The sequence below is a fragment of the Micromonospora sp. WMMD736 genome, assembly GCF_049179015.1.
Lineage (GTDB): Bacteria > Actinomycetota > Actinomycetes > Mycobacteriales > Micromonosporaceae > Micromonospora.
In genome coordinates this window covers 1-2,068 of sequence record NZ_JBMHMI010000072.1, presented here as the reverse complement: position 1 = coordinate 2,068, position 2,068 = coordinate 1, and the positions used below count along the sequence as shown (strand labels likewise).

The window sequence follows — 2,068 nt, the reverse complement described above, 5'->3', positions numbered from 1 at the left end:
GTCCCCCGACGTCGCCCATCAGGCAATGATCGCCATGTCGTCCAGGTTTGTTCGACCGCCGTCCACAGTGGACGAGATTTTGGACCAACTCAGTGCGCGTTACGCCATGGTCGAAGCCGTCGAACTCATCCGTGGCGCCAGGTAACGGATCCGGAGGAGCACTGACGTTGGCGACATCGACGTTGGCGACATCGAGAAGTTCCCCGGTGAGTTGGACACACTACGTGCCGACAATGCGCGTCTGCGTCGACTGCTCCGATTGAGCGAGGAGCAGGCTCGGGCGGCGGCCAGTGATCAGGCGACGCTGCCGCCAGATCACCGAGCGACTCGCCAACCACACGCCTGATTCGGTTCCGCTCCTGATAGTCGGCACGAGTTCGTTCATCGGGGAAGGCTTCGACTGCCCCGCCCTCGACACCTTGTTCCTCGCCGCGCCGATTACCTTCAAGAACCGCCTCGTGCAGTACATCGGGCGCGTCACTCGCCCTTATCCGACGAAGACCACCGCTACCGTCCACGACCACCACGACGAACTCACCCCCGTCATCGCCTCCTCGCTGAGGAAACGCGCCCCCGGCTACACCACGATGGGTTTCCCCGACCCACGCAAAATGCTCGGATGAGAGTGTCGCGCCCAATCCCGGGGTAGATCGCACTCGCAGGGGGCGATATCGGACGCAACGACGGGCGGCCAAACCAAATCGGCCCCCGAAGGTATCCGGGGGCCGATTCTCGCAGTAGCGGGGACAGGATTCGAACCTGCGACCTCTGGGTTATGAGCCCAGCGAGCTACCGAGCTGCTCCACCCCGCGTCGGTGAACACGAGGTTACCGGTGCGGCCGGTGCAGCTCCAAATCGGCTGCTCAGCTGCGGTTATCGGGCGCCTTTGGCGTGGCTCGGAACACCTGGCCAGTGCACAGCACGCCCGCAGGGTCATAGCGGTCGGCCAGCGCGGCCAGCCGATGCCGTGCGTCGTCGCTGTAGCAGCGCGCCGCCCGCCCGGGGTCCAACGACGCCGCGAAGTTCGGCATCGGGTCGACCGGGTCGCTGTGCACCGCACCGATCGCCGAGTACGGCAGCAACCCGACGGCATCGATCAGCGGCGTCGCGGCCGAACGCATGGGTGTCAGCAGGGACTCGCCGGCCTTGAAGTCACCCAACGCCGCATAGCGCACCGCCACGGTCAGCCGACCGGCCAGCGGTTCGGGCACCCCGGACAATGGCGGCAACTGCTGCAGCGCCACCGACGTGTTGACGCTCTTGGGCAGACCGACGCTCCACTGCCACCAGGCGTGCAACACCGCGGCAGCGTCTCCACCGTCGAAATACAGAGCCCCACCGTAGAATTCGGGAATCGGCAGGTCGATCTCGATGCTGGTGATGATTCCCAACGTCGCCTTGCCGCCACGCAGCCCCCAGAACAGCTCCGCGTTGCCCTCCGGGCTAGCCCGCAGCAGCTGCCCCGGAGCCGGTGACCACATCGAACCCGCGGACATGGTCGGAGCTCAGACCGACGCTTCGCACCAACGGACCGATCCCACCGCCGGTCAGGTACCCGACCACACCCACGGTGCCTGACGAACCCGGCAGCGACAGCGACATTCCACGGGGTGCAGCCTTCGTAGCCTGCCTCGCCCGGCAACGCCACCGGCGTGGCCACCCGGCCGCGCAACGCGGCCACTCGATCAGCGCGCCCGTCGTGGGCGAGATCCGTCGACGGCATTCAGGGTCCTACCGGAGGAGCCTCGAGCGCCACGCCCTAGTCGGCGTTGTTGTACCGGTTCATCGCGTCGTCGAGGCGCTGCAACGCATCACCGTAGTCGGCGAAGTCACCGCTGCGCTGGGCCTCGCGCACCGAATCCAGTGCGGACTGAACCTCTTGCAGCGCCGCCGCTTTGGCGCCCGACAGCTGCGTCGGCTCGCCGGCCGGAACCGCAGCAACCGGGGCAGGTGTCCTGGCCGGAGCCTCGTTCTGGCCGCCGACAGACTGTTGCGCTGTCGCGGTCTGCTCGCCGTCGGTCGACGGACGCGCCGTCGAAGTCTGTCCCGTCGGCGCCGGACCGGTGGC

4 protein-coding genes and 1 tRNA gene are annotated in these 2,068 nt (G+C 67.2%); 1 reads left to right on the top strand and 4 read right to left on the bottom strand.

The genetic code is table 11. The annotated features are described in order from the left end of the window. The first annotated feature begins 290 nt into the window (after positions 1 to 290). On the top strand, positions 291 to 623 hold the full coding sequence (locus tag ACN269_RS33700) for a hypothetical protein (RefSeq protein ID WP_421477236.1): 333 nt from the start codon (positions 291 to 293) through the stop codon (positions 621 to 623). 115 nt (positions 624 to 738) lie between these two features. On the opposite strand, the gene ACN269_RS33695 is transcribed toward ACN269_RS33700, so the two are convergent. The 4 genes from ACN269_RS33695 to ACN269_RS33680 form a co-directional block, all read right to left on the bottom strand. Beyond that, positions 739 to 812 (bottom strand) — tRNA-Met (locus ACN269_RS33695). A gap of 51 nt (positions 813 to 863) precedes the next feature. Next, the gene (locus ACN269_RS33690; RefSeq protein ID WP_421477234.1) at positions 864 to 1,496 is read right to left on the bottom strand and encodes a hypothetical protein; all 633 of its coding nucleotides are present in this window, start codon (positions 1,494 to 1,496) and stop codon (positions 864 to 866) included. Further along, a complete protein-coding gene (locus tag ACN269_RS33685) occupies positions 1,444 to 1,602 on the bottom strand; it encodes a hypothetical protein (RefSeq protein WP_421477232.1) in 159 nt (52 codons plus the stop codon). The genes ACN269_RS33690 and ACN269_RS33685 overlap by 53 nt, the downstream gene beginning before the upstream one ends. A gap of 157 nt (positions 1,603 to 1,759) precedes the next feature. Further along, positions 1,760 to 2,068, bottom strand: a 309-nt coding sequence (locus ACN269_RS33680) for a hypothetical protein (protein WP_421477230.1), incomplete at its 5' end; no start/stop codon positions are given.